The following is a 22,150-nucleotide window of genomic DNA, read 5'->3' as shown; positions in this document are numbered from 1 at the left end:
GCTCGATCAGCGCAGGCTGATCCACCCAGACGTACGACGAGGGCCGCGTCTTCCAGCCGGGAGACGCGGTCCTCGACCGTTGATCAGCCCTGTGCGGTGGTTACGGCGTTGAAGACCACGTCGGCCACGGGTGCGCCGTCGGCGCCCCCGCCCGCCACGCCCGCGTTGGCGACGTTGGTCAGCGCGTCCATGCCCTCGGTGATGGTGCCGAAGGGCGTGTAGTTCGGCGGCAACTGGGTGTCGCGGTAGACCAGGAAGAACTGGCTGCCGTTGGTGCCGGGGCCGGCGTTGGCCATCGCGACGGTGCCCGCCGGGTAGACCGCGCCCGCCAGGTTCTCGTCGGTGAACTTGTAGCCGGGGCCGCCCATACCGGTGGCGGTGGGGTCGCCGCACTGGAGCACGAAGATGCCCTGGGTGGTGAGCCGGTGGCAGCGGGTGTGGTCGAAGTAGCCCTCGCTCGCGAGGAAGGCGAACGAATTCACGGTGCGCGGGGCCGCGGCGGCATCGAGGGCGATCGTGACTGTGCCGCAGGTGGTTTCGAGAGTGGCGGTGTGGCTCGCGGCGGTGTCGATGGTGAGGGCAGGCTCGGTGGGCCACTGCTTGCCGTTGGGCTGACCCGCCGCGGCAGGTGCGCAACCGGGGATCACCGCCTGCTGCATCGGCGCGGTCTGCGCGGCGGGGGCGAGTGCCACCAGAGCGGCCGCGGCGATGCCGACGCCGACGAGTGCGCGAGTGAAAGGGCGGTCGGGCGAAATGCTGGTCACCTTGGCGAGATCTCCTCGAAAGCGGGTGCTGCCGGACGATGTACCGCGCATCCTGCCAGCCGCACCCGCTCGCGTGGGGACAGACCACCGGATCGAGGGCGCTCGTCGTGTGATCGACACAGAATCAGGGGCATTCGAGACGGTCGACGGCGAGCATGCTGGCGGCTCAGTGAGGTGGGCGTAGCCGTGCGGTCTACGCGGTGCGTGCTCGACGGGGGCTAGCGTGTCCGCAGCCGCCAGAGCGTGGTTGTCTCCGCCGTGCGGGCGGCGGCGAGGGGGTCGTCGCGGTCGGTGGCGCGGGGGTGGCGTGGGCGGGTGGTGAGTTTGCCGAGGACGCGCAGGCCCGCGTCGTCGAGCAGGCGCGCGATGCCGTCGGCGGGGCGAAGGCCGAGCAGTTCGGCGAGGTCGGACAGTACCAGCCAGCCTTCACCGTGCGGGGTGAGGTGGGCGCGCAGGTCGCGGGCGAACTCGGTGAGCATCGACTGATCCTGGTCGTAGACACCACGTTCCAGGTCCGAGGTGGGCACGCCCGGCAGCCACGGTGGGTTGCACACCACGAGATCGGCGCGGCCGGGGGGATACAGCGCGGGTCCGGTCACCGCGATCGTTCGCGAGTAGCCGAGGCGTTCGGCATTGTCCTTCGCGCAGCGCAGGGCTCGCGGATTGATGTCGGTCGCAACGATTTCCGGAACCCCGCGCTTGGCGAGCAGTGCGGCCAGCACGCCGGTGCCGGTGCCGAGATCGAACGCGGTGCGAATCTCGGGGTCGAGTGGCGCGTCGGCGACGAGATCGACGTATTCGCTTCGGGTGGGCGAGAAGACGCCGTAGCCGGGGTACACCCGGGCACCGAGCGCGGGTACCTCGACGCCCTGCTCCTGCCATCGGTAGGCGCTCAGCACCCCGAGCAGCTCGGTGAACGCGACCACCCGTGGACCGTTCGCCCGACCGTAGGCCGCCTCGCACGCCGCCCGGACATCGGGTGCGCGCCGCAGATCGAGCTCGTTGTTCGCGTCGAGTTCGATCAGCAGGCTGCCGAGAATGCTTGCGCGCGTACGCCGTTTGGTCCGCTCGTGTTCGTAGAGCGCGCCGAGACCGGCTTGTGCGGCGGGCTGCTTCGTGCGTATGTCGGCGCGGCGACCCAGCGCCGACAGCAGCTGGCGACCGTTGTTGAAATCGCCGCGCCACAGCAGCGCCTCGCCCGCCTTGATCCGGCGGTAGGCGTGATCGGCCGAGAGACTGTCGTCGGCGGTGGTGACGGTGCGCGGCGCGGGCGCGCCGTTCTCCGAGTGCCAGGCGGCGGTGTGGTGGCCGTGCTCATGGGTCCATGTGATAGTGGACAGCGGTATCTCCTGGTGATGGGCAGTGGTCCATTCTGCCGTATCGGTGCGCGACGGCGCAGGTCAGGGTCGACGGGAGCGTGGAGCCGTCGCGGTTTTTCAGGATCGGCGGATGCGGCGGTAGGTCGGGGTCGCGGTGGCCGCGGTGGCGAGTTCGGTGGCGAGCCAGGCGGTATCGGTGTCGCCGAGAGCGCCGAGGGTCAGGCGCACATGGTCGGTCGCGGGGCGCTCACCGGCTTCGAAGGGCCCGCCGGGTGCGGCCTTGATGCCCGCGGCGGCGAGGCTGATCATGGCGGCGTTCTCGTCGGACACCGGGAGCCAGAGGTTGATGCCGTCGCCCGCGGCCACGATGACATCGTGGCGGGCGAGCGCGCGGCGCAGCACGGTGGCGCGCCTACGGTATTCCAGGCGCGCGCCCGCCACGGTGGCGCAGGCGTCGGCGTCGTGGAGCATCGTCAACAGGACGCGCTGCAGCAGTCGACTCGACCAGCCCGGTCCGAGCATTCGGCGTTCGACGACTGGATCGAGCAGTGCCGCCGGCCCGCCCGCGACGGCCAGTCGCAGGTCGGCGCCGTGGGACTTGGAGTAGGAGCGGATGTAGACCCCGCGATCGGGGAAGCGCGCCGCCAGTGATCGCAAGGGGGTTGTCGCGATGCCGGCGGAGTGGTCGTCCTCGATGATCAGCGCCGGGTGCGAGTCGAGCACGGCGGCCAGTTCGCGGACCCTGGCGGCGCCGAGGGAGGCGCCGGTCGGGTTGTTGGCGCGGGGCTGCAGGATTACCGCGCGCGGTGTTGGTCCGGCGAAGGCGCGGGCGAATTCCTCAGGGTGGAAACCGGATTCGTCGAGTCGAACGGGAATCGGACGGGCGCCGAGGCGGGCCAACAGGTCCAGGAACGGCGGGAAGCACGGGTCCTCCACGATCACGGGATCGCCGAAGCGCACGTGTGCGGCGAGCAGTCGATCCACCGCGTCGAGGGCGCCGTCGAGGACGGTGAACCTCTCACACGGCCACGGCCAGTCCGCTTGCAGCGTCTCGGCGAGCGCGGGCAGTACCGCCTCGCCGAGATAGTGGGCCGAGAGGTCGCCCGGCGCGGTGTCGCGGGAGAGTGCGTTGAGCGCGGCAGCGAGGTCGGGTAGGAGGGCCGGATCGGGTGTGCCGCGCGACAGGTCGACACGAAAAGCGTTGTCGGAGTGGGAGTGCAGACGTTGATACCGGCCGATCGGCGCGTCCTGTTCCTCCCCGACGAAGGTGCCCGCCCGGCCGCGCGCGATGATCGCGCCGGTCGCCGCCAGTGCCCGCCAGGCCTGGCTGACGGTGGCGGGGGAGACCCGGAGTTCGCGGGCCACCTCGCGCACCGTGGGCAGTCGTGTGCCGGGCGCGAGTGCGCCCGAGCGGATGCGGCGCCCGATGGCGGCGGCGATACCCGCGGCGGTTCGTTCGTCGAGGTCCCCGGCGAAGTCCGCGGGCAGTGCGGTCGGCGAGGCTTCGGTCATGGGCCCATTCTGCGGGGTCGTGCGCGGCCGATCCGGTGGGCGCCGCCAAGGTTTACGGCACCGAAACTGTTTCCGCACTCTTGTAACACAACGGAATCAGTTGTAGGTGCAGTATAACAAAGCATGGGAATCGTTAGAGCGGCGCTCGTCCAGACCACCTGGACCGGCGACAAAGAATCAATGATCAAGGTTCACGAGGACTACGCACGGGAGGCGGCGGCGCAGGGTGCGCAGGTGATCTGCTTCCAGGAGTTGTTCTACGGCCCGTACTTCTGCCAGCTACAGGACACCAAGTTCTACGAATACGCCGAATCGGTGCCCGGCCCGACGACCGAGCGGTTCGCCGCGCTGGCCGCCGAATTGAACATGGTGATCGTGCTGCCGGTCTATGAGCGTGAGATGGACGGGCTGCTGTACAACACCGCGGCGGTGATCGACGCCGACGGCTCCTACCTGGGTAAATACCGCAAACACCATATTCCGCAGGTGGCCGGTTTCTGGGAGAAGTTCTACTTCCGGCCGGGCAATCTGGGCTGGCCGGTTTTCGATACCGCCGTCGGCAAGGTGGGCGTCTATATCTGTTACGACCGCCATTTCCCGGAGGGCTGGCGAGCGCTCGGGCTGGCGGGCGCGGAAATCGTGTTCAATCCGTCGGCGACGTCGAGGGGGCTTTCCAGTTATCTCTGGAAGCTCGAGCAGCCCGCCTCGGCGGTGGCCAACGAGTATTACATCGGCGCGATCAACCGGGTCGGTATCGAGAGCGAATACGGCGACGACGACTTCTACGGCACCAGCTATTTCGTCGACCCCGAGGGGAAATTCGTCGGCGAGGTAGCGTCGGACACCTCGCCGGAATTGGTTGTTCGTGATCTTGATATGGATCTGATCAAGATCGTTCGTGAGCGATGGGCCTTCTATCGCGACCGCCGCCCGGATGCCTACGGACCGTTGGTGAACCCCTGATGCGCACCTTCATCCACGGCGGGACGGTGGTGAGCGCCACCGGGTCCCAGCTCCTCGACGTGCTGATCTCCGACGAGACGATTGTCGCTGTCCTGCAACCGGGTTCGACCGCACTCGGCGCCGACCTGGCCACCGACGCCGACACGGTGATCGACGCGACCGGCAAGTACGTGATCCCCGGCGGCGTCGACGGGCACACGCACATGCAGTTGCCGTTCGGCGGCACCGAGGCCAGCGACACCTTCGAAACCGGGACTCGGGCGGCGGCCTGGGGCGGCACCACCACGATCGTCGACTTCGCGGTGCAGAAGCCGGGTCAACGGGTGCAGGACACCCTCGCCGAATGGCACGCCAAGGCGGCCGGGCAGTGCGCGATCGACTACGGGTTCCATCAGATCATCGGCGAGGTCAACGACGAATCCCTCAAGGGGATGAGCGAACTCGTCAACGAGGGCGTCACCAGCTTCAAACTGTTCATGGCCTATCCGGGCGTCTTCTATTCCGACGACGGCCAGATCCTGCGTGCCATGCAGTCCGCGGGTGACCTCGGCGCGCTGATGATGATGCACGCGGAGAACGGCATCGCCATCGACGTCTTGGTTGAGCAAGCCCTCGCACGCGGTGACTCCTTGCCGTACTTCCACGGCACGAGTCGGCCGTGGCAGATGGAAGAGGAAGCCACCCATCGCGCGATCATGTTGGCGCAGTTGACCGGTGCCCCGCTGTATGTGGTGCACGTGTCGGCCAAGCAGGCGATGGAACAGATCGCGACGGCACGAGGCAAGGGGCAGAACGTCTTCGCCGAAACCTGCCCGCAGTATCTGTACCTCTCACTCGAAGAACAGTTGGGCGCACCAGGTTTCGAAGGAGCCAAGTGGGTCTGCTCGACGCCGCTGCGATCACGCGCCGAAGGTCATCAGGACGAGCTGTGGCGCTTCATCCGGACCGGTGATGTCACCGCGGTGAGTACCGATCACTGCCCGTTCTGCATGAAGGACCAGAAAGAGCTCGGTCTCGGCGATTTCAGCAAGATCCCCAACGGGATCGGCGGTGTCGAACACCGGATGGATCTGCTGTTCCAGGGTGTCAAGGACGGGCGGATCTCCCTGGAGCGGTGGGTGGAGGTCTGCTGCACCACCCCGGCGCGCATGTTCGGCATGTACCCGCGCAAGGGCGTGATCAGCCCGGGCACCGATGCCGACGTGGTGATCTACGACCCCAACGGGCACACCAGCATCGGCCTCGGCAAAACCCATCACATGAACATGGATCACTCCTCGTGGGAGGGCTTCGAGATCGACGGACACGTCGACACGGTGCTCTCACGCGGCAAGGTGATCGTCGACAAGGGCGCCTATCACGGCCGCGCAGGGCACGGCCGGTTCCTCCGGCGTGGGCTGTCCCAGAACCTTCTGTAGAACCTGATCCGAAACGGAGAGTGCCCATGGACATCGGTGTGGTCCTGCAGTGCACACCACCCGCCTCGCGGGTGATCGAACTGGCCAGAGTGGCCGAGACCCATGGGTTCTCGCACGTGTGGACCTTCGATTCGCACCTGCTCTGGCAGGAGCCCTATGTGATCTACAGCCAGATCCTGGCCGCCACCCGCAAGGTGATCGTCGGCCCGATGGTCACCAACCCGGCCACCAGGGACCAGACGGTCACCGCGTCCACCTTCGCCACGCTCAACGAGATGTTCGGCAACCGCACGATCTGCGGCATCGGGCGCGGCGACTCGGCGATCCGAACCCTCGGCGGCAAACCGACCACCCTGGCGACCCTGCGCGAATCGGTGGAGGTGATTCGGGAACTCGGCAACGGCCGCAGTGCCCGGATCGGCGACACCGAGGTGCGGTTCCCGTGGGCCGCCGATTCGCGCCTGGACGTGTGGGTGGCCGGGTACGGGCCCAAGGCTTTGGAACTCACCGGTCAGGTCGCCGACGGGTTCATCCTGCAGCTCGCCGATCCGGACATCACCGCGTGGACCATCGCGAAGGTGCGGGCGGCCGCCGAGGCGGCGGGGCGTGATCCGGCATCGGTGAAGATCTGTGTCGCCGCGCCGGCTTATGTCACCGACGGGTCGGCCGCTGCCCTGGAACACGCCCGTGACCAGTGCCGGTGGTTCGGTGGCATGGTCGGTAATCACGTCGCCGATATTGTCGCGAAATACGGTTCGGGCGGGGATGTTCCGGCTGCGCTGACGGACTACATCGCGGGCAGGCAGGGCTACGACTACAACCAGCACGGGCGGGCGGGCAATACGCACGCCGATTTCGTGCCCGACGAGATCGTCGACCGGTTCTGCCTGATCGGCACCCCCGACGAACAACTCGCCCGGCTGTGGGAGCTCGAGAAACTCGGGGTCGACCAGTTCGCGGTGTATCTGCAGCACGACGCCAAGACGGCCACGCTCGAGGCCTACGGCGAGCAGATCCTGCCGCGGCTGCACCAGCCGGTCACCGCGACACAAGAGGCCGGTCCGTCATGACCGTCGAACTCGCACTGGCGTGGGTGTCCTACACGCTCGGAATCAGCGCGCTCGGTCTGGGCGCGGCGCTGGCCGGGCACTGGTGGGCGGGAGGGCGGCGGTGACCACGGCAACCATCGACCCGGCGACAGCTGTTGTACCGCAGAAGATCCGGGCGTCGACGGCTTCGCGAACCCGGATGCTGCGCGCGGCCTATGGGGTGAGTGCGTTCGTGCTCGTGGCGGTGATCTGGGAACTGGTGAAGGTGCTGGTACCCGCCGACGGCGTGAGTATCGGGGGCACCCGGGTTCTCCCGCGCACGAGCGATGGCGCGCTCCCGCATGTCTGGGCCGTGTTCACCGTGCTCGGGGAAGCCGACGGTAAGGGCACTGTCGGGGAAACGCTCTTGCGCACCGGGATGTTCACGCTCGGGCTGTCGTTGCTCGCGCTGCTGCTCGGCGCCGTGGTCGGCGTGGCGCTCGCGGTGGCGATGCAGCGGTTCGGCTGGCTCGAACGTGGGATGCTGCCCTATGTTGTTCTCTCCCAAACGGTTCCGCTGATCGCTCTCGCACCGCTGGTGGCGGCGTGGGGCGGCAAGCTGTCGATCGCCGGCGAGCCTTGGCGGCCGTGGATGAGCATCGTGGTGATCGCGGCGTATCTGGCGTTCTTCCCGATCGCCATCGGGATGCTGCGTGGGCTGCAGGCGCCGTCGGCGGCCTCGGTCGAACTGATGCGCAGTTGCTCGGCGGGGTGGTGGGAGACGTTGACGCGCTTGCGTTTTCCAGCCTCGGTCCCGTCGCTGATTCCCGCGCTGCGGCTGGCTGCGGCTGCGGCGGTGATCGGCGCGGTCGTCGCCGAGATCTCCACCGGCACCGCGGGTGGGATCGGACGCCAGATCATCGTGTTCTCCCAGCAGGCCACCGGCGACTCCGCCCGGCTCTACGCCGCCGTCCTCGCCGCCGCGCTGCTCGGCGTGGTACTCACCGCGCTGGTGGGACTGATCGAGCTGGCCTTGCGCCGCTACAGCCACCCGCCCGGCACCGGCGCGTCGAGCGAGGGCTGATGAGCGACAACATCTCCACCACAACGTTTCAGGAAGAAGTACCGATGCCACCCACAGACCACGAGCCACCGCGCGCCGAGGGAGTGCGTAGCGCGCCTGTGAGCACCCCCGTCGCCGAATCCGGGAGTCCGGTGTCGCCTGCCGCGGTCGAGCTGCGTCATCTCGGCAAAACGTTCGCCGCCGGTGACGTGACCGCGCTGGCCGATGTGTCGCTCACCGTCGCGCCAGGGGAGTTCGTCTCGCTCATCGGGCCGTCGGGCTGCGGCAAATCGACCCTGCTGCGCATCATCGCCGACCTCGAGACCCCCAGCAGCGGCACCGTCACCGTGCACGGGAAGCCGGCCCGTCAGGCCCGGATCGACCAGGACTACGGCATCGCGTTCCAGCAGGCCGGATTGCTCGAATGGCGCACCGTCGCAGCCAATGTCGAACTTCCCCTCGAACTGCACAAAGTGCCCAAAGCGCAGCGCAAGGCACGCAGTGCCGAACTCCTCGACATGGCGGGACTCAGCGAGTTCGCCGACCGGTACCCGGCCGAACTGTCCGGCGGTATGCAACAGCGCGTCGCCATCGCTCGCGCCCTGGCCCGCAAACCGTCGCTGCTGCTGATGGACGAACCGTTCGGGGCGCTCGACGAGATGACCCGAGAACGCATGCAGGGCGAATTGCTGCGGATCGCGGGGGAGACCGGTGCGGCCGTCGTGTTCGTCACCCACTCGATTCCCGAAGCGGTCTACCTGTCGGACCGGGTGGTGGTGCTCTCGGCGCGGCCAGGCCGGATCAGCGAGATCGTGCCGACCGGTGGCTGGGATCGCCAGGCGGGCACCGACGTTCGCGCCTCCACCGAATTCTTCGCCGCCGTCGCCGCCGTGCGCGCAGCCCTGCGCGGCGAACACGACGACACCGCCGTGGCCGGACGGGACCTGCGATGAAGACCTGGCTTCCCCCAGTGCTCGTCGGCGTCGTCGCTCTCGCGCTGTGGCAGGTGCTCACGGTGGTGGCGGGTGTGCCCTCGTTCCTGCTGCCCGCCCCCAGCGCGATCGCCACCCAGTTCGCCGAGAACGCGGGCCGGATCTTCGACGCCTCCCTCGCCACCGGCACGAACGCGCTGATCGGCTTCGTCGCGGGCACCGTCCTCGGCCTGGCCGCGGCCGTTCTCGCGGTCCGATTCCAGCTGATCGACGGGCTGCTCACCCCACTGGCCGCAGCGGCCGCCGCGGTGCCGATCGTGGCACTGGCACCGCTGCTGAACTCGATGTACTCCACCACCACCGAGACGCCGCGACGGCTCGTCGTCACCATCGTCGTGTTCTTCCCGGTCTTCGTCAGCACCGCGCGCGGACTGCGGCAGGTGCCGAAGGTGCAGGCCGACCTGATGACCTCCTACGCCGCGTCGGGCTGGCAGATCACCCGCACCGTGCGGCTGCCCGCCGCCCTGCCACACCTGTTCACGGGTCTGCGGATCGCCGCACCCGGTGCGGTGATCGCGGCCATCATCGCCGAATACTTCGGCGGTCTGCAGAACGGGCTCGGCAGCCGGATCACCTCCGCCGCGGCCAACACCGCCTATCCGCGAGCCTGGGCCTACGTCGTCGGTGCGATGTGCGTGGGCCTGGTTTTCCTGGCAGCGGTGTTGCTGCTCGAACAACTCACCCGCCGGCCCAGAACCCCACTGCTGTCCACGATCCGATGAGGGAGATCCATCCATGAGTAAGACCGCATTCCGGTTGGGTAGCGCGGTGGCCGCGGCCGCCGTCGCTGCCGCCGCGTTGACCGGCTGTAGTACCACCGAATCCGAGACAACAGCCGACGGCCTCACCAAAGTGACCTTGCAGCTGCAATGGTTCAAGCAGGGGCAGTTCGCGGGATACCTGGCCGCCGTGGACCAGGGCTTCTACAAGGAACAGGGACTGTCGGTCGAGATCCTCGACGGCGGCACCGACATCGTGCCGCAGACTGTCCTCGCCCAGGGCCAAGCCGACTACGCGGTCGCCTGGGTGCCCAAGGCCCTCGCCTCCCGCGAGGCAGGCGCCGGGATCACCGAGATCGCCCAGATCTTCCAGAAGTCGGGCACCAAGCAGGTCTCGTTCAAAGCCGACAATATCGCCGGTCCCGCCGACCTGCGTGGCAAGACCGTCGGAAACTGGGGCTACGGCAACGAATTCGAACTGTTCGCCGGGATGACCAAGGCCGGGATCGATCCGGCCAAGGACGTGAAACTGGTTCAGCAGCAGTTCGACATGAACGCGTTCCTGGCCAAGGACATCGCTGCCGCCCAAGCCATGTCCTACAACGAATACGCCCAGCTGCTCGAAACCAAGAACCCGGCCACCGGAAAGCTCTACACCGCAGACGATTTCAGCACCATCGACTGGAACGACCAGGGTGTGGCGATGCTCCAGGACGCCCTGTGGGCCAACACCGAGAAGCTGAAGGACAGCAAATATCAGGACCAGACCGTCAAGTTCCTGGCCGCCTCGCTCAAGGGTTGGGCGTTCTGCCGCGACAACCTCGACAAGTGCCGCGACATCACCGTCGCCGCGGGCGCGACGCTCGGTGCCGGACACCAGCAGTGGCAGATCAACGAGGTGAACAAGCTGATCTGGCCCTCACCCGCCGGTATCGGCGCCATCGACAAGACCGCATGGGATCGCACGGTGTCGATCGCCAAGACCACCAAGAACGCCGAGGGCGCAACGGTTCTCACCAAGGACCCCGATACCGAGTCCTACACCACCGAGTACGTCACCAAGGCCCTCGACCAGTTGAAGGCCGCGGGAGTGGACGTGACGGGCGCGAATTTCCAGCCCACCCAGGTCACCCCGACCGAGGGCGGTAAATAACATCCACTGCCGAACGGCGGCCCATTTCGGTGGGCCGCCGTTCGTGCGTTCAGCGCGGGGTCAGTTCGATGACCACGCCGCCCTTCTGCCAGGTCTGGTAGATGTCGGCCTTGGACGGCTCGCCGTCCGCCTGGTAGCCGATGCCGTTGAACTTGGCGTTCTGCTTGTTGTCGCGTGCGATCACCGCGAACAGTTCGATCACGCGCTGTTCGTCGGTATGCACAGTGGCGGTGAAGGTTTCGGGCGCGGCCCCGCGCGACAGAGTCACCTCCGTGCCACCCTGCAGGTTCTTCACCCACGGGCGCAGCGCGGTGCCGATCAGCAGGGTGCCGTTGTGTTTCGTGTAGGCCACGGGGACGTCGTAGACCGCGCCGGATTTGCGGCCGACCACGTGCAACGTCGCCAGGGACTTGCCGACGATGCCCGACAGGATCGGCACCTTCAGCAGACTGCGAACGAAGGTGTTGACCCTGCCCTGGTAGGAGCGGATCGGTTCGGGGCCGGTGGTCGTCGGTGTGCCATAAGGATTTTCGGGAGGCGCACTCTCGCTCATGGTCCCAGTATGGGATGCGCGGCCCAGGTGCGCACCGCACGTCACCTACGCTGCGGAGATGACTTCCGGACAGACCGAGATCTGGCACAACCCCCGCTGCACGAAGAGCCGCAACGCCACCGCGCACCTGGACGCGGCCGGGGTGGGCTACACCGTGCGCCGCTACCTCGACGATCCGCCGACCGTCGAGGAACTTCGGGCGGTGCTCGCACGGCTCGACGCGCAGCCGTGGGACATCACCCGCACCGGCGAGCAGATCGCCAAGGATCTCGGGGTGTCGGGATGGGGGCGCACCGAGGCCGATCGGGAGCGGTGGCTGACCGCGTTGGCCGAGAATCCGAAGCTGATCCAGCGGCCGATCGTGCTCACCGCCGACGGTGGCGCGGTGGTGGCTCGTGACGAGGAATCGCTGCGTCGGCTCGACTGATTCGCCGATTGCCCGGAGATAACTATTCGGGCAAGAGCGTAACGTGGTGAGTGGAACGAGGGATGTAGCAGTCATCACCGGGACGTTGTGTCCTGGTGCGAATAATCGGACCGAGCGTGGAATCGCCGCAGGTTTGGGAAGCGGACCTTCACGCAGGGAGGTTGTCATGACATCGCTTCGCAAACTCGCAGTCGGCGCCACCGCGGCCGGGCTGATCGGCGCTTCGACGCTGCTCGCCGCGCCCGCCGAGGCCACGCCGCCAGGTCGCTGCTCGGTGAATCCGATCGCCGCCACCGGCGCCTTCTCGCAGTGTGGTGCCCCGGTCTGGCACCAGGTGCGCGTCACCTGCTGGGCCTGGTGGAACTGGTTCGGCAGCTATGAACGCTACGGCCAGCCCGCACACGGTGGGTACCACTCCGAAACCGCCTGTGACCTGCCGTTCAGCATGCAGACCTGGTCAGTGGTCGTCTACTGAGTCAGCGTCGGGGGCCGTCGTCACCGTCGAGCAGGCCGTCCAGGACGGTCCGCGTGTCGGGAACGAAGGGCCACACCGGATCACTCAGGTGCGCACGCAGTTCGGCATCGGTCCACCACCAGCCGTCCGCGATCTCGGACGGCTGGTGGGTGATCGGTCCGTCGTAGCGGTATTCGTATCCGAACAGGTGGCAGCGCAGTGCGCGGCCCGCCCAGGTGCCGTCCCAGGATGCGGTGGCGCGCAACGGAAGTACGGTGCCCGCGGGCACGACGATGCCGAGTTCCTCGCGGAGTTCGCGGACCGCGGTGTCGGACGGATCCTCGCCCGCGTCGACCACGCCGCCCGCGAGGCAGTCGTGCATGCCCGCGAACACCAGTTTGCTGTCGGTACGCCGGTGGACGTACACCTTGGTTCCATCGGCCGAACGGACCAGGACGCCCGCGCTCGCGTGCCACAGCCCCTCGCGGTAGACGGTGCCGCGGTCGGCCTCGCCGATCACCAGCCCGTCGGCGTCGTAGACGGCGAGCAGTTCGTCTTCCGGATTCGCTGACACCGCCCGAGGGTAACTCCCGTCATCGTTTGCGGCGCTGTGGCTTCACCCCCGGTCGCGGAGCGGCGGCGCGAGCTGCGGTCACGACCGTCTCCCTCTTCGCCGCGGTTTCGGCGTCGAGCCTGCGGCGGATCAGGTACTGCTGGCCGCAGGTCCACACCGCGTTCGTGGCGAAATAGGTGAGCACCACAACCGGCAGGATCGCCCCACCGATCAGCGCGCCCGCCGGGAACACCCACAGCGACAGGGTGCGCATGATCGCGGCGGTGCCGTTGTCGCCGACCGGCGGGGTGAGCCGGGCAGTGAAGTGCGTGGCGAGCGCCGCGATCAGGACCAGCGGGATGGCGAGCACCGCGACCGCGACGAACACCTCGCCCGCAGCGGACAGGGTCGCCGACAACGGTGCCCCGAACAGCCGGGCATCGAGGAACGCACGGACTTCGGGGGCGCCGAACAGGTAGTTCGCGGTCGCGCTGTTGACCTCGACCGGCAGTGGTCTGTCCGTGGACGTGAACGGCCCGACCGCGTAGGTGCCGGTGCGGTCGAACGAGCGAAGGACGTGGAACAAGCCGAGAAAGACGAGTCCCTGGGCGATCAGCGGCACGAAACCGGCGAACATGCTGACGCCGTGCTCGCGATGGAGCAGCCGGATCTTCTCGGCCTGGGCGCGCGGGTCATCGCGATGAGTGCGGCGAATGGTGTCCATCTGGGGCTGCAGCGATCGCAGGACCTGCTGGGATCGGGCTTGTCGGAGGGCGGTCCGCACGAGCAGTGCGCGGACGGTGACGACCAACGCGACGACGGCGAGCAGCCAGGCGAGACCGCTGGCCGAGCCGAGCGCGACGGCGAAGAACTGGTGCCAGCACCACAGCACCGCGGACACGGGGAAATAGACGAAATCGAGCATGACGGGACGACCTGTCCGTGCAGCGTGCGCGAACGCACGAAAGGGGAGTGGGATCACGAAATCCGACAGGCGGCGCCGATAGCGCGGCACCTGTCAGTGGTGATCGATCCCCGGCGCTCGTGGACGTGGACGGCCGGCGGTATCCGGATTGCTCTGTCGCAGAAAGGATCCGCGCAAGCGACGCTGCGCCGACCGTGGCGGACCCGCGCACGCCACCCGGACGGGCAGCTGACTGCGGCCGGTGACCGCGACCAGCGCGCACACCATCGCGGCGGCGACAGCACCGAACGCGAGCATGCGCGTGGCCTCGCCGCCGGGCGTGGAGATGAGCACGAAGGCGGGCAGCACGCACGCGAGAACCGCGTACGCCATCACCATTACCCGTGCCTGCATGTCACCGAGCATACCGGTGTCCGCCGAGAGACCAGCGTGTCGAAGGAAGGGTTCGGGTATTGTGTGCATTATCAAAGGTGACTGAACGCGGCGTTAACTGTTACTTCGAGTAACGCTTATATTGATGGAACGCGATGTCACGGTCAATTTCGCCGCGGGTATCGTTGGCTGTGTGACTGCACCATCCGCGCAAGCCGACCCGACCGCAGGTGACGGCCGCGCCACCCGCTGGCACGGCCACAAAGAGCGCCGTCGTGCAGAGATGATCGATGCCGCCATCGAGGTGATCGAGGAACACGGTCTCGAGATCTCGGTGCAGCTCATCGCAGAACATTTGGCACTGCCGCGACCGGTGGTCTACCGCCACGTCGGTGGCCGCGCGGAACTCGACGCGCTGGCCCGTCAGCGGATCCTGGAACTGCTCCTGGCCGAGCTGCTGCCCGCCCTGCAATCCGACGGCACGCTCAAAGACGCCGTCCGCGGCGCCATCGGCACCTACCTCAGCTGGATCGAACTCCACCCCAACCTGCACCGCTTCCTCGGCGACGCGGCACCGCAGGGCGCACCGAGCCTGAGTGGTGCGGGCCGCGCGGTCAGTGGCCAGCTGGCCGACATCTTCGCGGCCAGCCTGGCCCGCTTCGGCATCGAACCCGCGCGCGGGCGGCCGATGGCCTTCGGCATCGTCGGTCTCGTCGACGGGGTGGTGGCGAGCTGGCGGGCGGAATCGGAGCCGGTGCTCACCACCGAACAGGTGCAGGGCATCCTCACCGAGTCGGTGCTGTCGCTGTTCGAGGGCAATGCCCGCAGTCTCGGCGTTCCGCTGCAACGGGATTCGCTCGTCTCCGACCTGCTCATCGCCCCGGACGCGGCCCCGCCGCCGGCCGAGCGCCTACGCTGACTCAGCCTGCCAGCGCACGATAGGTCCGGTCCCACAGCCACTCGACGGGTCCGCGCTCGAAACGGCGTAACCACAGGTGGGCGAAGACGATGATCGCGGCCGCGACGAACAGATGGATCGCCACGGTGAACGGCACCCGCGCCGACTCCGAGAATCGCGCTGCCAACCCGAAACCCCAGCCGTAGCAGAGCATTCCGGCGATCAGATTCTGCAGGATGTAGCAGCTGAGCGCGGTACGGCCGACTTCGCTCAATCGTGCGCCAGCGAACCCGAGGCGCGGCCTGCGTAAGTAGAACTCGGCGACGGCGGCCAGGATCGCGAGGGCGACGAACGGTGCCGTGCCGTAGCGGGTGAAGATCAGGAAGTCGCCGCCACCCACGACGCCGACGACGAGATCGAGTGGTGCGGCTACGGCGAAGCCGATCACCATGAGCCACCGGCGAATTCGCGCCCCTTCGGGCCGGAACACACCCGCCCGGAACAGTCGCGCACCGACGAGGAACAGTGCGATCGACATCGGAAACACGAAGATCGTCTCCAACCGGAACATCAGCGCGTTGTCGAGCCGGAACAACACCAGATCCCAAAACGATCCGTCCGCATAGGGATTCGGGTCCAGCGGTGCTGACGAGGTGGGCTCCTGGGCCGGGGCGAAGGCGAGGGCGGCGGCGATCAACGTCAACATCGTCACGTGGACCGAGGCCGCGATTATCAGCCAACGGCGTTGTGCCCGTTCGCTTGTCGCGAGAACGTAGGCGACGACGAGGCCGGTCAGCGCGTAACCCATCAGCACGTCGAACTCGGCGACGAACAGGAAGTTCAGTAATCCGTCAAGGAGCAGCAGTCCCGCGCGGTAGGGATACTTGCCAGGCCACGGCCGACCGCCCCGTTGCGCCGAACCCTGCTGGATGGCCAGACCGATCCCGAACATCACCGTGAGCAGGCCGAGGAACTTCCCCTGCGCGAGCTGCTGGAGCACCCGCTCGGACCACATCCAGGCGTTCTCGGGCGTGGCGCCCAGCTCGTCGAGATAGCCGATCATGCCCGCCGCACTGGTGAAGATCCAGATATTGGTACCGAGGGTGCCCAGGATCGCGATGCCGCGCAGCACATCCAGCGCGATCATTCGAGCGGGCCGCGGCGCGGCGGGCGCTGTGGTGGTGGGTGCGACGGCGTCGGTCATGCACTGAGTATCGGCGCGAGTACCCGTCCGGCGGATCGCTCACGAGGACCATTTCGGGGTCCCTCTCTTGGGGGACGTGACCGGCGTGCGCGAGCGACTTCGGACCGCTGCGGGTCGGCACCCATTAGGCTCGACGGCATGCAGCGCATCATCGGAATCGAGGTCGAATACGGCATCTCGACCCCCACGGAGCCGACGGCCAACCCGATCCTCACCTCCACACAGGCCGTTCTCGCCTACGCGGCCGCGGCGGGGGTACCGAGAGCCAAACGGACCCGCTGGGACTACGAGGTGGAATCCCCGCTGCGCGACGCGCGCGGATTCGACCTCAGCCGGATGAGTGGGCCCGCACCGGTCATCGACGCCGACGAGGTCGGCGCGGCGAACATGATCCTCACCAACGGCGCCCGGCTCTACGTCGACCACGCCCACCCCGAATACGCCGCGCCCGAGGTCGTCGACCCCATGGACGCGGTCATCTGGGACAAGGCGGGCGAACGGGTGATGGAGGCGGCCGCACGGCACGCCTCCAGCGTCCCCGGTGCGCCGCGGCTGCAGCTGTACAAGAACAACGTCGACGGCAAGGGCGCCTCCTACGGCACCCACGAGAACTACCTGATGAGCCGCGACACCCCGTTCAGCCACATCATCGCGGGCCTGACCCCGTTCTTCGTGTCCCGCCAGGTGATCTGCGGCGCCGGCCGGGTCGGCATCGGTCAGTCCGGTGACCACGCCGGGTTCCAGCTGTCCCAGCGCGCCGACTACATCGAGGTCGAGGTCGGCCTGGAGACCACACTCAAGCGCGGCATCATCAACACCCGCGACGAACCGCACGCCGACGCCGACAAGTACCGGCGCCTGCACGTGATCATCGGCGACGCCAACCTCGCCGAGATGTCGACCTACCTCAAGGTCGGCACCACCGCGCTGGTCCTGGACATGATCGAAGGCGGCGAGGACCTCTCGGAGTTCCAGCTCGCCCGTCCCGTCACCGCCGTGCACCAGATCAGCCACGACCCCACCCTGCGCGCCACCGTCGCACTCGTGGACGGCCGGGAACTGACCGGCCTTGCGCTGCAACGGCTTTACCACGAGCGGGCCGCCAAGTTCGTCCACCGCCAAGGCAACGACGACCCGCGCGTGCTCGACATCCTCGACAACTGGGCGCTGGTCCTCGACCTGCTCGAGCGTGACCCCATGGATGCCGCGCACCTGCTCGACTGGCCCGCCAAACTGCGCCTGCTCGAGGGCATGCGCAGCCGCGAGGGCCTGGGCTGGGCCGCGCCGAAACTGCACCTGATGGACCTGCAGTACTCGGATGTGCGCCTGGACAAGGGCCTCTACAACCGCCTCGTCGCACGCGGTTCGATGAAGCGGCTCGTCACCGAGCAGCAGGTGCTCGACGCGATGACCAACCCGCCCACCGACACCCGCGCCTACTTCCGCGGTGAGTGCCTGCGCCGATTCGGGGCCGATATCGCCGCCGCCAGTTGGGATTCGGTGATCTTCGATCTGGGTGGTGATTCGCTGGTCCGGATTCCGACTCTCGAGCCACGCCGGGGCACGAAAGCGCACGTCGGAAAGCTTCTCGACGCCTCGCGCACGGCCGCGGAACTGGTCGATCAGCTCACCCACTGACGGCGATTCACGCCACGACCGCGCGACAATCCGATCGCTATCGACCACCTTGTCGGATCCGCTCGGTAGGGTTGTGGGACACACACGATCATCGTGATGAGGAAGAGGAGGTCGGCTGCCATGGCACAAGAGCAGACCAAGCGCGCCGGGGGTGGCGACGAGGACGAGGGCCCCGAGGGCGTAGACGCGGCAGGGCAGGAACGCCGCGAAAAGCTCGCGGAGGAAACCGACGACTTGCTCGATGAAATCGATGACGTGCTCGAAGAGAACGCCGAAGACTTCGTGCGGGCATATGTGCAGAAGGGCGGCCAGTGACCCCAGGTGACCCCTTGCGCCTCCACGCGGGGCGGGCTCTCTCCTCGTTCACCGAACATCTGCGCATGCACGCCCCGGACCTGTTGCCCGCCAACAAGTTCCCGGCCTCGGATCTGACCGCGACGAAGGACTTGGCGCCGCACGGCACCACCATCGTCGCGGTCACCTACCGTGGCGGCGTGCTGATCGCGGGAGACCGCAGGGCCACCATGGGCAACCTGCTGGCCAGCCGCGACACCGAGAAGGTGTACATCACCGACACCTTCTCGGCCGCGGGTATCGCGGGCACCGCGGGCATCGCGATCGAGATGGTTCGGCTGTTCGCGGTGGAGCTGGAGTACTACGAGAAGATCGAAGGCGTACCGCTCACCTTCGACGGTAAAGCCAACAAACTGTCGAAGATGGTTCGCGACAACCTGCCCGCTGCCATGCAGGGGCTGGCCGCGATACCGCTGCTCGTCGGTTTCGACGACCAGATCCTCGACCTCGACCGATCCGGCCGCATCGTGTCCTACGACGTGGTCGGCGGGCGCAGCGAGGAACGGTTCGGCTACACCGCCGTCGGCTCCGGTTCGATGTTCGCGAAGTCGTCGCTGAAGAAGCTCTACCAGCGCGGCATCGATCAGGACCGGGCGCTGCGGATCGCGGTGGAATCACTGTTCGACGCCGCCGACGACGACACCGCCACCGGCGGTCCCGACATGCTGCGCGGGATCTACCCGACAGCGGTGGTGATCGACGCCGACGGTGCCGACGAGATCGGTGAGGATCGTCTCGCCGAGATCGCTCGCGCAGTGATCGCCGACCGGGAAGCCGCGGAAGAAGGGGGCGCCGTCCTATGACGCTGCCGTATTACGCCTCGGCCGAGCAGATCATGCGCGACAAGACCGAGCTCGCCCGCAAGGGCATCGGTCGCGGTCGCAGTGTGATCGTGCTGGTCTACGCCGACGGTGTGCTGTTCGTCGCCGAGAACCCCTCGGCGACGCTGCACAAGGTCAGCGAGCTCTACGACCGCGTCGGGTTCGCCGCGGTCGGCAAGTACAACGAGTTCGAGGCACTGCGCCGCGGCGGCATCCTGCAGGCCGACCTCAAGGGTTACCAGTACGACCGGCGCGATGTCACCGGGCGTGGGCTGGCCAACCTGTACGCGCAGACCCTCGGGTCGATCTTCACCGACCAGCTCAAGCCCTACGAGGTGGAGATCTGCGTCGCCGAAGTGGGGTATCCGGAACAGTCACCGACCTCGGTGCTGTACCGGATCACCTTCGACGGGTCCATCGTCGACGAACGCGAGTACGTCGTCATGGGTGGCACCACCGAGCCGATCCTGACCCAGCTCAAAGCCACCTACAAGCCGGGTCTGTCCCTCGACGACGCGTTGAAGGTGGCGATCGGCGCACTGGTGGCCGGTCAGCCCGAGGCCGACAAGGACAAGCGTTCGCTCGGTGAGGCGTCCCTCGAGGTCGCCACGCTCGAGCAGCAGCGTCCGCGCCGGGCGTTCCGCAGGCTGCAGGGCCCCGCCCTGGAGTCGGCGCTGGCCGCGTCCAAGCCCAAGCCGGTGAAAGAGGCGAAGCTGCCCGAACCCGACGACGAGACGGGTAAATAACCCACCGTCACGATCATGATCGGGCCTGCGAACCACCGCGGTTCGCAGGCCCGATCTCGTCGTGTGTCCGTCGATCGTTCGCTGTCCGAATCGTTGTGAACACGTAGGCGAATGGGATGTCAGGAGCGCCGCGCGGGCACTGGTCATAGCTGTACTGTCGATAGTGTGCAGCGACGAATCATGGGGATCGAGACCGAGTTCGGTGTGACATGCACCTTCCACGGTCACCGTCGGCTGTCCCCCGACGAGGTAGCCCGGTACTTGTTCCGCCGGGTGGTGTCCTGGGGCCGTAGCTCCAATGTCTTCCTTCGCAACGGTGCCAGGTTGTACCTCGACGTCGGATCGCATCCCGAGTACGCCACCGCCGAATGCGACAGCCTGGTGCAGTTGGTCACCCACGACCGGGCGGGCGAGCGGGTATTGGAAGACCTGCTCATAGACGCCGAACAACGCCTCGCCGAAGAAGGCATCGGCGGCGACATCTACCTGTTCAAGAACAACACCGACTCCGCGGGCAACTCCTACGGTTGCCACGAGAACTTCCTCGTGGTCCGGGCGGGCGAGTTCTCCCGGATCTCCGATGTGTTGCTCCCGTTCCTGGTCACCCGCCAGCTCATCTGTGGTGCGGGCAAGGTGCTGCAGACGCCGAAGGCAGCCACGTTCTGCCTGTCGCAGCGCGCCGAGCATATCTGGGAGGGCGTCTCCTCGGCGACCACCCGCTCGCGCCCGATCATCAACACCCGCGACGAACCGCACGCCGACGCCGAGAAGTACCGGCGCCTGCACGTGATCGTCGGCGACTCCAACATGGCCGAACCGACCACCATGCTCAAGGTGGGCACGGCGTCGCTGGTGCTGGAGATGATCGAGGCAGGCGTGTCGTTCCGCGACTTCGCCCTCGACAACCCGATACGGGCCATCCGCGAGGTCAGCCACGATCTGACCGGCCGTCGTCCCGTGCGCCTCGCAGGCGGACGTCAGGCCAGTGCCTTGGAAATCCAGCGCGAATACTACGCCCGCGCCGTCGAACACCTGCGCAACCGCGATCGCGATCCGCAGGTCGACGCCGTGGTGGACCTGTGGGGCCGCACCCTCGACGCGGTCGAGGCGCAGGACTTCGCCAAGGTCGACACCGAGATCGACTGGGTGATCAAGCGCAAGCTGTTCCAGCGCTACCAGGACCGCTACAGCATGGAGATGTCGGATCCCAAGATCGCTCAGCTGGATCTGGCCTACCACGACATCAAGCGCGGTCGCGGTGTCTTCGACCTGCTGCAGCGCAAGGGCCTGGCCAAGCGGATCACCGAGGACGACGCCGTCGATGCCGCGGTGGAAACCCCGCCGCAGACCACCCGCGCCAAACTGCGCGGTGACTTCATCACCGCCGCCCAGGAAGCCGGTCGCGACTTCACCGTCGACTGGGTGCACCTGAAGTTGAACGACCAGGCACAGCGCACCGTGCTGTGCAAGGATCCGTTCCGATCGGTCGACGAACGCGTCGACCGGCTGATCGCCTCGATGTAGGCGAACCCCTCAGACGGGGGGACCGACAACAGAACCGGTGGCGCATGGGAGCGATCGCGTAGGCGCCACCGGTTTTGTTGTGTGTAGGGCGGCTCAGTCCGCGGTGACCACCGTCGCGTAGGTGGCGTTGAGCCCGGCGATGAACGCGGTGAGCGCCAATTCGAAACTGTCGTCGTCGATTTCGTCGGCGATCGCGCGCAGCAGGTGTGCCTGGTTCAGGTGCGGGTAGCGGTCGCGGTAGACCTGCACATCGTCGGCGAATCCGCCCGCGAAGGAGCCGACCGTCGAGCCCATGACCAGGTAGCGGGTGGCCGCGCCGATCATGGTGGCGTAGCGCGGTGGCCAGCCCGCGCCGACCAGACCGCCGTGCACGGCGTCGGCGGCGCGCAGGTTCTCGGCTCGACGGCCAGGCCCGGTCGCCAGATACGGCACGAAATTCGGGTGGGTGGCCAAGGCGGTGCGGTAGCTGCGCGCCCAGTCCGCGAGTGCGAGGTCCCAGCTCATGGTGTCGAAGGCCGAGGTGTCGACGGTGCTCATGATGCCGGTGGCGATGTCGTCGAACAGGTCGTCCTTGTTCGGGTAGTGGCCGTAGAGCGAGGCGGCCTGCACGCCGAGTTCGGCGCCCAGTTTGCGCATGGAGACCTCGGCGAGCCCGTCGCGGTCGATCAGCACCAGCGCGGCGTCGCGAATTCGCTCGCGGCTCAACAGCGGTACGCGCGGCCTGGCCATGCGGCACTCCAATCTCGGGGT

Annotated in this window: 24 protein-coding genes; 15 read left to right on the top strand and 9 right to left on the bottom strand. The window is 67.5% G+C overall.

The annotated features are described in order from the left end of the window. Nucleotides 1-83: 83 nt before the first annotated feature. The 3 genes from ACFWUP_RS04315 to ACFWUP_RS04305 all read right to left on the bottom strand — a co-directional run bounded on the left by ACFWUP_RS04315 (nucleotide 84) and on the right by ACFWUP_RS04305 (nucleotide 3,595). Entirely contained in the window at nucleotides 84-764 is a 681-nt protein-coding gene (locus ACFWUP_RS04315) for a peptidylprolyl isomerase (protein WP_379230581.1), read from the bottom strand. Nucleotides 765-982: 218 nt separating this feature from the next. Beyond that, a complete protein-coding gene (locus ACFWUP_RS04310; RefSeq protein WP_379230579.1) occupies nucleotides 983-1,690 on the bottom strand; it encodes a methyltransferase in 708 nt (235 codons plus the stop codon). Between the two features lie 510 nt (nucleotides 1,691-2,200). Beyond that, nucleotides 2,201-3,595, bottom strand: a complete 1,395-nt coding sequence (locus ACFWUP_RS04305) for an aminotransferase class I/II-fold pyridoxal phosphate-dependent enzyme (protein WP_379230577.1) — start codon at nucleotides 3,593-3,595, stop codon at nucleotides 2,201-2,203. Nucleotides 3,596-3,718: 123 nt separating this feature from the next. Between ACFWUP_RS04305 and ACFWUP_RS04300 the strand changes: the two genes are divergently transcribed. The 7 genes from ACFWUP_RS04300 (at nucleotide 3,719) to ACFWUP_RS04270 (ending at nucleotide 10,931) form a co-directional block, all read left to right on the top strand. Further along, nucleotides 3,719-4,558, top strand: coding sequence for a nitrilase-related carbon-nitrogen hydrolase (locus ACFWUP_RS04300; RefSeq protein ID WP_379230575.1), 840 nt, complete (start codon nucleotides 3,719-3,721; stop codon nucleotides 4,556-4,558). Then, nucleotides 4,558-5,976 carry a dihydropyrimidinase gene (gene hydA / locus ACFWUP_RS04295; RefSeq protein ID WP_379230573.1) on the top strand — a complete coding sequence of 473 codons (1,419 nt, stop codon included), beginning with the start codon at nucleotides 4,558-4,560 and terminating at the stop codon, nucleotides 5,974-5,976. Before ACFWUP_RS04300 ends, hydA begins: the two co-directional genes overlap by 1 nt. A 26-nt stretch (nucleotides 5,977-6,002) precedes the next feature. Further along, nucleotides 6,003-7,046, top strand: a complete 1,044-nt coding sequence (locus tag ACFWUP_RS04290) for a TIGR03842 family LLM class F420-dependent oxidoreductase (protein ID WP_379230571.1) — start codon at nucleotides 6,003-6,005, stop codon at nucleotides 7,044-7,046. 100 nt (nucleotides 7,047-7,146) lie between these two features. Beyond that, on the top strand, nucleotides 7,147-8,088 hold the full coding sequence (locus ACFWUP_RS04285; RefSeq protein ID WP_379230570.1) for an ABC transporter permease: 942 nt from the start codon (nucleotides 7,147-7,149) through the stop codon (nucleotides 8,086-8,088). Further along, nucleotides 8,088-9,020: an ABC transporter ATP-binding protein gene (locus tag ACFWUP_RS04280; RefSeq protein WP_379230568.1), complete on the top strand. Its 933-nt coding sequence runs from the start codon at nucleotides 8,088-8,090 to the stop codon at nucleotides 9,018-9,020. The genes ACFWUP_RS04285 and ACFWUP_RS04280 overlap by 1 nt, the downstream gene beginning before the upstream one ends. Further along, nucleotides 9,017-9,781, top strand: a complete 765-nt coding sequence (locus ACFWUP_RS04275; RefSeq protein ID WP_379230566.1) for an ABC transporter permease — start codon at nucleotides 9,017-9,019, stop codon at nucleotides 9,779-9,781. The genes ACFWUP_RS04280 and ACFWUP_RS04275 overlap by 4 nt, the downstream gene beginning before the upstream one ends. Nucleotides 9,782-9,794: 13 nt before the next feature. After that, nucleotides 9,795-10,931, top strand: coding sequence for an ABC transporter substrate-binding protein (locus ACFWUP_RS04270; protein ID WP_379230564.1), 1,137 nt, complete (start codon nucleotides 9,795-9,797; stop codon nucleotides 10,929-10,931). Between the two features lie 49 nt (nucleotides 10,932-10,980). On the opposite strand, the gene ACFWUP_RS04265 is transcribed toward ACFWUP_RS04270, so the two are convergent. Further along, nucleotides 10,981-11,484, bottom strand: coding sequence for a nitroreductase/quinone reductase family protein (locus ACFWUP_RS04265; protein WP_379230563.1), 504 nt, complete (start codon nucleotides 11,482-11,484; stop codon nucleotides 10,981-10,983). Nucleotides 11,485-11,542: 58 nt separating this feature from the next. Here ACFWUP_RS04265 and ACFWUP_RS04260 point away from each other — a divergent pair, with 58 nt between their 5' ends. Together ACFWUP_RS04260 and ACFWUP_RS04255 are read left to right on the top strand one after the other, a co-directional pair. Then, on the top strand, nucleotides 11,543-11,911 hold the full coding sequence (locus tag ACFWUP_RS04260) for an arsenate reductase family protein (RefSeq protein ID WP_379230561.1): 369 nt from the start codon (nucleotides 11,543-11,545) through the stop codon (nucleotides 11,909-11,911). A 166-nt stretch (nucleotides 11,912-12,077) separates the two neighbouring features. Beyond that, entirely contained in the window at nucleotides 12,078-12,386 is a 309-nt protein-coding gene (locus ACFWUP_RS04255; RefSeq protein ID WP_379230559.1) for a hypothetical protein, read from the top strand. A 1-nt stretch (nucleotide 12,387) separates the two neighbouring features. On the opposite strand, the gene ACFWUP_RS04250 is transcribed toward ACFWUP_RS04255, so the two are convergent. The 3 genes from ACFWUP_RS04250 to ACFWUP_RS04240 form a co-directional block, all read right to left on the bottom strand. After that, entirely contained in the window at nucleotides 12,388-12,939 is a 552-nt protein-coding gene (locus ACFWUP_RS04250; protein WP_379230557.1) for an NUDIX domain-containing protein, read from the bottom strand. 19 nt (nucleotides 12,940-12,958) lie between these two features. After that, nucleotides 12,959-13,843 (bottom strand): membrane protein insertase YidC, encoded by an 885-nt coding sequence (gene yidC, locus ACFWUP_RS04245; protein WP_379230555.1) that lies wholly within the window; start codon nucleotides 13,841-13,843, stop codon nucleotides 12,959-12,961. Nucleotides 13,844-13,936: 93 nt separating this feature from the next. Then, nucleotides 13,937-14,236 carry a DUF6412 domain-containing protein gene (locus ACFWUP_RS04240; RefSeq protein WP_379230553.1) on the bottom strand — a complete coding sequence of 100 codons (300 nt, stop codon included), beginning with the start codon at nucleotides 14,234-14,236 and terminating at the stop codon, nucleotides 13,937-13,939. Nucleotides 14,237-14,408: 172 nt separating this feature from the next. On the opposite strand from ACFWUP_RS04240, the gene ACFWUP_RS04235 reads away from it, so the two are divergent. After that, nucleotides 14,409-15,134 (top strand): TetR/AcrR family transcriptional regulator, encoded by a 726-nt coding sequence (locus ACFWUP_RS04235; RefSeq protein ID WP_379230551.1) that lies wholly within the window; start codon nucleotides 14,409-14,411, stop codon nucleotides 15,132-15,134. Nucleotide 15,135: 1 nt separating this feature from the next. On the opposite strand, the gene ACFWUP_RS04230 is transcribed toward ACFWUP_RS04235, so the two are convergent. Then, the gene (locus tag ACFWUP_RS04230) at nucleotides 15,136-16,317 is read right to left on the bottom strand and encodes a DUF418 domain-containing protein (protein ID WP_379230549.1); all 1,182 of its coding nucleotides are present in this window, start codon (nucleotides 16,315-16,317) and stop codon (nucleotides 15,136-15,138) included. A gap of 138 nt (nucleotides 16,318-16,455) precedes the next feature. On the opposite strand from ACFWUP_RS04230, the gene dop reads away from it, so the two are divergent. The 5 genes from dop to pafA all read left to right on the top strand — a co-directional run bounded on the left by dop (nucleotide 16,456) and on the right by pafA (nucleotide 21,400). Next, complete coding sequence (gene dop / locus ACFWUP_RS04225) at nucleotides 16,456-17,955, top strand: depupylase/deamidase Dop (RefSeq protein ID WP_379230548.1); 1,500 nt, start codon at nucleotides 16,456-16,458, stop codon at nucleotides 17,953-17,955. 120 nt (nucleotides 17,956-18,075) lie between these two features. Then, nucleotides 18,076-18,270 (top strand): ubiquitin-like protein Pup, encoded by a 195-nt coding sequence (locus tag ACFWUP_RS04220; RefSeq protein ID WP_019047503.1) that lies wholly within the window; start codon nucleotides 18,076-18,078, stop codon nucleotides 18,268-18,270. Beyond that, nucleotides 18,267-19,112, top strand: a complete 846-nt coding sequence (gene prcB, locus ACFWUP_RS04215) for a proteasome subunit beta (protein WP_379230546.1) — start codon at nucleotides 18,267-18,269, stop codon at nucleotides 19,110-19,112. Before ACFWUP_RS04220 ends, prcB begins: the two co-directional genes overlap by 4 nt. Then, nucleotides 19,109-19,876, top strand: a complete 768-nt coding sequence (gene prcA / locus ACFWUP_RS04210) for a proteasome subunit alpha (protein ID WP_379230544.1) — start codon at nucleotides 19,109-19,111, stop codon at nucleotides 19,874-19,876. The genes prcB and prcA overlap by 4 nt, the downstream gene beginning before the upstream one ends. A 165-nt stretch (nucleotides 19,877-20,041) precedes the next feature. Then, entirely contained in the window at nucleotides 20,042-21,400 is a 1,359-nt protein-coding gene (pafA, locus tag ACFWUP_RS04205; protein ID WP_379230542.1) for a Pup--protein ligase, read from the top strand. Between the two features lie 93 nt (nucleotides 21,401-21,493). On the opposite strand, the gene ACFWUP_RS04200 is transcribed toward pafA, so the two are convergent. Then, the gene (locus tag ACFWUP_RS04200) at nucleotides 21,494-22,129 is read right to left on the bottom strand and encodes a TetR/AcrR family transcriptional regulator (RefSeq protein WP_379230541.1); all 636 of its coding nucleotides are present in this window, start codon (nucleotides 22,127-22,129) and stop codon (nucleotides 21,494-21,496) included. Between the last annotated feature and the right edge of the window lie 21 nt (nucleotides 22,130-22,150).

This window comes from Nocardia sp. NPDC058658 (genome assembly GCF_042716665.1).
Lineage (GTDB): Bacteria > Actinomycetota > Actinomycetes > Mycobacteriales > Mycobacteriaceae > Nocardia.
The sequence above is the reverse complement of the archived record's forward strand: the minus strand, read 5'-3'. Positions and strand labels throughout refer to the sequence as shown.